This is a genomic window from Microcystis sp. LEGE 08355, from assembly GCF_015207185.1.
In the GTDB taxonomy this organism is placed as follows: domain Bacteria; phylum Cyanobacteriota; class Cyanobacteriia; order Cyanobacteriales; family Microcystaceae; genus Microcystis; species Microcystis panniformis.
The window spans coordinates 1-6,566 of record NZ_JADEXI010000248.1; the positions used below are offsets into that span (position 1 = coordinate 1).

Here is a 6,566-nt window from a genome sequence, read left to right on the forward strand (position 1 = left end):
CTCTCATTTATAATATAGTTATCTTACTTATTACCTTGAGCCGATCTGAAAGTGAATGTTATTTTAGAACCAAGCGAGGAAAGAGATTATAATCTTTCTATTCCTTCTCTCCCCGGTTGTATTAATGAAGGACATCATCTCGAAGAAGCTTTGAGCAATATTCAAGAAGCTATGGAACTTTGTCTCGAATTAGAGGAAAAAGAAAGACGAATTGCAGAAGGTAATTATACGATAAGCGATTTTAACCAAAAAACTCAACAAGCTATTCAGAATATTGAAGAACAAAAAACCTTAACTGTTTGCAAGGATGAGGTTGAACTATATCGGCAGCTAGGAATTTATTGTCATTAATCTCTAGAGTCAGCGATTCCCTCTGTAGTCATGTTTTTGCTCGTTTTCTGCCCCGAAACCAGCTATAATGCTCGAAAGGTGAAAAGGGACTAAAAGCGCTGATTGAGTTAATCCGCGATGGTAAGGTGAGTCTGCGCTATCTAGTCTCGTCGGGGGCTTTGGCTACTGGGGTTGAGATAAACTAGATTTAATAACTGAAAATCCGGGGTAATCACTCATGTTACAATCCCTAAAAATTGAAGGCTTTCGCGGGTTTCAGAATTTTGAGATGGCCAATCTTGGTCGAATTAATCTCTTAGTGGGTAAAAATAATAGCGGTAAAACTTCTATTTTAGAAGCGATTCAGTTTTTGTATGCTCAGAATAATATAGATATATTTCTTGAAACTATTAGCTATAGAGGTGAGTTTGGTTGGTCAGAAAGTAATCTACCTAGTCGCACTAAAGTTTTTGAAATTTGTCATTTATTTCCTGGGCATGAAATCGCCCCAAGTCAGGAAATTATTATCATTGGTTCTAGAAAATCACATCAGGAAAGTGTTACTATTTCTGTTAAAAGTATTCCTATACAACTATCTACATTTTCAGACAAAAATGATGATATAAATCAAAATAATGATAACAATTTCGAAGATGAGGAATGGAATAAACTTCTTTTAAGTATTAGATGGAGTCAATCAGAGAAACTTATTGAACTGGAACTTCTTGCCAACGGTACTCTTGCCAGAGATTCCACAAGAAGAATGGCTAGTTTAAGCAGAATTTCCCATAAAATAGGTATTAATAATAAAATTGAATTGAAGTTCTTAACACCATTTTCTCTAACAAGTTCTGATATGGCAGCACTTTTTGATAACATTGTTCTCTCTCCTTTAGAAGATTTAATTATTGAATCTTTGAAAATTATTGAGCCAAAAATTGAAAGGATAGCCATTGTTGGTTCTGGCAAGTATTTAACTTCAAATAACCTAGGTGTTAGAGGTGGGTTTTTAATCAAAATTAAAAATCATGATCAACCTATACCTATTGGCAGTTTAGGCGATGGATTTTGGCGAATGTTAGGATTAGTTTTAGCAATGGTTAATCTTGAAAATGGAATTTTATTAGTTGATGAAATTGATAGCGGATTGCATTTTACTGTCATGACTGATATGTGGAAAGTAGTCTGGGAAACCGCCAAAAAACTCAATATTCAGGTATTTGCCACCACTCACAGCCGCGATTGTTGGCAAAGTTTAGCCGAATTAATTACCGAAGAAAAAATTACCGATAACGAGATTACTATTCAAAGGATAGATAGGGAAAAAAGCCAATCTGTAATCTTTGATCCAGAAGAAATTGTTATTGCTGCTACAAGTAATCTTGAGGTGCGGTAACAATGCCTAAAATAGAGACAAAAAAGTTATTAGTGGAAGGTGCAGAGGAATTGAGAGTTATTCCCCAATTAATGGCAGCAAATGGAGTTACTTGGAATAGAGGGGAAGAACCATTGAATATCATAAATTGTGATGGTGTTGAAAATTTACTAAAACCTAAATATATCTCTACGCAACTAAAAACTCCTAACGGACTAACTCATTTAGGAATTATTATGGATGCGGACGAAGAACCTGATAATCGTTGGAAAAGTTTATATAATGCCTGTTTACCAAATATACCTAGCTTACCTCAAAATTTACCAGCAGCGGGATTAATTATGACTCTAGAATCGGGGATAAAATTCGGTGTGTGGATGATGCCAGATAATCAATCTAGAGGGATGTTAGAGACTTTTTTAGCCTATTTAGTTCCCGATAATAATCTTTGGCAATATACACAAAACAAGGTGATAGAGGCAAAACAACAGGGGGCAACCTATAGAGATTATCATCTAGATAAGGCTAATATTCATACCTATTTAGCTTGGCAATATCCGCCGGGGAAACAACTTCACGATGCAGTAAAACAAAGAATACTTAATCAATCCCATCCCCAATCGGCAAATTTTTTGAGATGGTTACAGGAGTTATACGAGATTTGATAGAAGTATGGATCGAAATGGGAATGACAGCCCCATAATATTTCTCTGTGCTTTGTTAAATAAAGCCTCTTTCAAAAAGACTTAAATTAATCCTGCCGCGGGGGTTTATTGGTCGCAGAACCCGCCGGAACGACCTTGGAGGTGGGGGGGATACCTTTGAGGGAAATGAGCGTATTCATCACCGTTTTTGCCACAGGAGCGGCAACAGTGGAGCCAAAAGTATTGGCACCCTTGGGTTCATCCACCACCACCAAAACCACATAACGGGGCGATTCGATCGGTAAAATCGCGACAAAACTGGTAATTTTGGCGTTAGGTAGATAACCCCCCGTCGGACTAGCTTTTTGTGCGGTTCCCGTTTTGCCTCCGATGCGATAACCGGGGATTTGGGCCGCTACCCCCGTCCCCTTGCTGACGACGGTTTCCATCATTTCCACCACTTGCCGGGTCACGGTGGGAGAAAAGACTTTTTTGCTGGGATAATCGGGCTGCCAGTGCAAACGGCCGCGGTCGTCGGCTAATCCTTTGATCACATGGGGAGTTACTAAGGTGCCACCATTGGCCAGCGCACCGTGCAACTGTACTAATTTTAAAGGCGTTAGGGATAAACCTTGACCAAAGGAAGCGGTGGCCGATTCAATGGCATTATCCAGAAATTCTTGTTCGGGTTTGAGATATCCTGCCACTTCTCCGGGTAAATCTACGCCAACCCTTTGATTTATTTCCAATCCTAATAAACTTTTATAGAAATCAACTCGCCCCATTTTTTGGGCAATTTGCACCATGGCCACGTTACTAGAGGTTTGCAGAACTCTGGCCATATCTAGCGCCCCATAACCCTGTTTAGAGGCATTTTTAATCGTCCAGCGACCGACAGTAATTGCCCCCGGATCATTGACTACCGTACTAGCTTTAATTGCCCCCGCTTCCATGGCCATGGCGACAATAATTGGTTTAAAAGTTGACCCCGGTTCGTACTGATCGGCTACGGTCCAATTTTTAAATAGAGCCACATTGGCTTTATAATATTCATTGGGGTTAAAAGTTGGCTCACAAACTAGGGCTAAAAGAGAACCATCAAGGGAGTCCATGACGATGACAGCCCCCCGTTTAGCATTAAATTTTTTTAGCTGTTCTCGTAGGGCTGTGCGGGCGGCTCTTTGTAGTTTTAAATCGAGGGTTACTTCTAACTGTAATTCATCAAATTGAAAGATACCATCGGGAACAAAAGCTGGTAAAATTCGCCCGTCTCCCATGCGTCTTGTATTGACAGAAAAAGGGTCTCTTTCTAATAACTGACTGGAACCTCGTTCTAATCCTGCTTGACCACGATGTTCTTTATCTACATAGCCAATCACGTCGGCTGCCACATCGTCTTGGGGATAATAACGAGCGTACTTTTCCTCTAATTCTACACCGTCAAGAGATAATTGTTTTAATCCCCTAGCCACGGATTCGGTTAATTGATTGGCTAAACGAATTCCTGTTTCTTTTTCTTTAAATCTTTGAATCAGTTGATTAGTAGGAATATTTAATAAAGGAGCTAATTTATCAGCCACTTCTGCCGGCGGAATAGCAAACAGTTTTGGGTGTACATAAAGAGTATAAATCAAGCGATCGGTCGCCAAAACATTACCATTACTATCGACGATCGCCCGTCGGGGAATATAGGGTCTAATACTGGTAGTTTGCTGTTTTCTGGCTCTTTTTTGTAATTCCTGTCCTTGTACTATTTGTAACTGATACAATCGCCAAGCTAAACCCACAATACCCATGACTAAAATCAACCACACCGCCACCAATCGCCCGTTACTCAAAGGCATTTTTTTTAACTGTTGTTGCCGTTTTTTGGCGGTTAAATAGGACTTTCTGTCCCGGATCCTGCCCGAGGGCGATCGAGTTTCTTTACCTCTAAATCTGGGTCTTTTTGTGTCAGTCATGAGCAGTATCTTTCAGTGATCAGTAATCAGTGATCAGTAAACAGTAATCAGTAATCAGTGATCAGTAAACAGTAAACAGTGATCAGTAAACAGACAGTAGGAAACTTCTATTTAATACTGCACACTTAAAAACTCACATCTGATAACTTTTAACTTACCCACTGATAACTGATAACTGATAACTGTTAATAGGCACTTCTCGGTCGAGAATTGACGGTAGATTGGGGTTGAGAAGCGGTGGCCGGTTTCAGGTTAGGGGCAGATTTACGCTGTAAAAAGATAGTTTGGAAGGGTTGGGGATGAGTTAATCCGGTTTCGGGTTTTTCTGCTTGTTGAGCTAGTTGATGTTTAAGGGTTTCATTGGTGGCCAAAAGATGGCGCTCGTGACGTTGCAGTGTTTCCAGTTTACCAAATTCTTTGTCCCAAACCTTGGGAATATATACCGTCCAAGCATATATTCCCAGAGTCGAACCCAACAGACAAAAAGTAATCACGGCCACTATTCTTTCTAGGAGGCAAAGGGAACGTAATTGACGCGAGGCTAATTGTTTTTGTGTCGGGGCCACGGGAACTCTCACCACCGATTTAGTCGTCGGTTTTACTGTTGGGGTCGTCTGATTTACTGGTGACTGGGGACGGTGTTGACTGCCTTGGCTTTTTTGGCGAGAAACGGGAACGGGAATATAGGACTTATGGGCAGCAGACATGATTTTCTCTCGATATTTCTAGCTAGTGGTCGTTGTCAAAAATTAAGTTTCTAAAATTAGGAGTCGGTCATCAGTAGTCAGTAGGAAATATTTAATTGATCACTGTTGCCTTTTTTCCTTTTTACTTTTTCCCTTAAAATCACTGTTCTAGCTCTAGACGTAAACGATATAAGATAGTTTGCGGATGAACTTGAGCGAGAATTTGATTAATCACCGTACTCGGTCCAGATGCCCCCCAACTACAACCGCGTTCTAGATAGATTTTAGCGGCTTTCCCGATGATATAGGTTCCATAAGCAGCAATTCCTCCCTGTAGGAGGGCGGTGCTACCGTAGAGAGTTAAAGAGGTAGGATTTTCAAAAATACTCGCCGCTGCCGCTGCCGTTTTGCCCAAACCGATAATCACAGTGCCGAGGATTTCCCCCACCAGCAACCCCGCACTACTCAAAAGTAGAGTCCGCCAGAGTTGACCAGCTTGGTGACTGGTAATCGGCAAGCCGTACAAACGAGCTAAAGCCCGAACTAGAGTTAAATCGACGATTGAAGCCCCTAGGAGGTCTAAAATAGCGATCGGATTGGCCGCAATCGCTAAAGCCTTATATTTCGCGTATTGCCAGATAATTTGCTCCGCTTGACTGTCCCGGAGTTCCAGGGTTTTTCTAGCGATATTTTCCTCCGCTTCTTGCCCTTGCACTAGAGCATTTAAGGCCAGTAGCGATCGCCCTTCCCGATTGAAAATCGTTAAGAGTTTATCTTGCAGCTCCTCAATTTGGGGGGGAGGGGTTTCCCACTCAGTCACCACGCGCCCATCGGGGTATTCCACCCGGACGGGAATCGGTTGCGGTTCGGCGGCTACCATAACTATCTCATCGCTAGTTAACAAATCTTCTAACGTTTTTTCGTTCCGATTGGTTCCTAATCTCTGTAACTGCTGAAAAATCTGGCGGCGATCGGCCTCCGGATAGAGATCAATCTTATTAAACACCAAAATGATCGGTTTTTTCGCCTGGCGCAATTCTGCCAAGGCCTCGTATTCGGTCCGGGTAATATCCCCCGCGACGATAAATAAAATTAAATCGGCACTTTTAGCGACTTCTCTGGCCATATTCGCCCGCGCTTCCCCTTCAATCTCATCCAATCCGGGGGTATCGATTAATTCTATCTGGATTTTACCCGTGGCTGGTGTCCAACGCACCGATCGCGGCCAGCGTGTCACCCCGTGCAGGGGTCCGGTTGCCAGGACTTTTTGACCGACTAAAGCGTTTACCACCGAGGATTTGCCGCGACTGACTAACCCGAAGGCTGCCACCCGAATCACCGTTTCATCCAGTTTATCCAAGGCCGATTTTAGGGACTGCAAATCCTGTTTAACGGCGGCCTGAAGTTGGGGATCGGGGGGATAATTCCAATGGCGGCGAAAACTGGCATACCAAGTTAAGGCCTGTTGTAAACTAGCTTTAGCCTGATTGTAATGAGTTTCCTCGAGGGATGGGGTCTTGGTCACGGTTGATTTTTTAACTGTTTATTGATGCTGCTGCCTTTATTGTAG

Annotated in this window: 6 protein-coding genes and 1 pseudogene; 4 read left to right on the forward strand and 3 right to left on the reverse strand. The window is 42.1% G+C overall.

What is annotated here, in order from left to right; genetic code table 11:
- Positions 1 to 51 precede the first annotated feature (51 nt).
- The 4 genes and pseudogenes from IQ242_RS13490 (at position 52) to IQ242_RS13500 (ending at position 2,370) form a co-directional block, all read left to right on the forward strand.
- A complete protein-coding gene (locus IQ242_RS13490) occupies positions 52 to 351 on the forward strand; it encodes a type II toxin-antitoxin system HicB family antitoxin (RefSeq protein ID WP_370582993.1) in 300 nt (99 codons plus the stop codon).
- Between the two features lie 83 nt (positions 352 to 434).
- Positions 435 to 524: pseudogene (locus tag IQ242_RS27140) on the forward strand (divergent PAP2 family protein); the annotation flags it as partial.
- Positions 525 to 568: 44 nt separating this feature from the next.
- The gene (locus IQ242_RS13495) at positions 569 to 1,726 is read left to right on the forward strand and encodes an ATP/GTP-binding protein (RefSeq protein WP_193960315.1); all 1,158 of its coding nucleotides are present in this window, start codon (positions 569 to 571) and stop codon (positions 1,724 to 1,726) included.
- A 2-nt stretch (positions 1,727 to 1,728) separates the two neighbouring features.
- Entirely contained in the window at positions 1,729 to 2,370 is a 642-nt protein-coding gene (locus tag IQ242_RS13500) for a DUF3226 domain-containing protein (protein ID WP_190718145.1), read from the forward strand.
- 86 nt (positions 2,371 to 2,456) lie between these two features.
- Here IQ242_RS13500 and IQ242_RS13505 read toward each other — a convergent pair whose 3' ends face one another.
- The 3 genes from IQ242_RS13505 to IQ242_RS13515 all read right to left on the reverse strand — a co-directional run bounded on the left by IQ242_RS13505 (position 2,457) and on the right by IQ242_RS13515 (position 6,521).
- Positions 2,457 to 4,310, reverse strand: coding sequence for a penicillin-binding protein 2 (locus IQ242_RS13505; protein WP_193960316.1), 1,854 nt, complete (start codon positions 4,308 to 4,310; stop codon positions 2,457 to 2,459).
- 185 nt (positions 4,311 to 4,495) lie between these two features.
- Entirely contained in the window at positions 4,496 to 5,017 is a 522-nt protein-coding gene (locus IQ242_RS13510) for a hypothetical protein (protein WP_052275811.1), read from the reverse strand.
- Positions 5,018 to 5,156: 139 nt separating this feature from the next.
- Positions 5,157 to 6,521 (reverse strand): GTP-binding protein, encoded by a 1,365-nt coding sequence (locus tag IQ242_RS13515; RefSeq protein WP_193960317.1) that lies wholly within the window; start codon positions 6,519 to 6,521, stop codon positions 5,157 to 5,159.
- Positions 6,522 to 6,566: the final 45 nt, after the last annotated feature.

What these genes read in the sequence shown, in the direction of transcription:
- IQ242_RS13495 (WP_193960315.1), top strand. Translation starts at nt 569, where the DNA reads ATGTTACAATCCCTAAAAATTGAAGGCTTTCGCGGGTTTCAGAATTTT.
- IQ242_RS13500 (WP_190718145.1), top strand. Translation starts at nt 1,729, where the DNA reads ATGCCTAAAATAGAGACAAAAAAGTTATTAGTGGAAGGTGCAGAGGAA.
- IQ242_RS13505 (WP_193960316.1), bottom strand. Translation starts at nt 4,310, where the DNA reads ATGACTGACACAAAAAGACCCAGATTTAGAGGTAAAGAAACTCGATCG.
- IQ242_RS13510 (WP_052275811.1), bottom strand. Translation starts at nt 5,017, where the DNA reads ATGTCTGCTGCCCATAAGTCCTATATTCCCGTTCCCGTTTCTCGCCAA.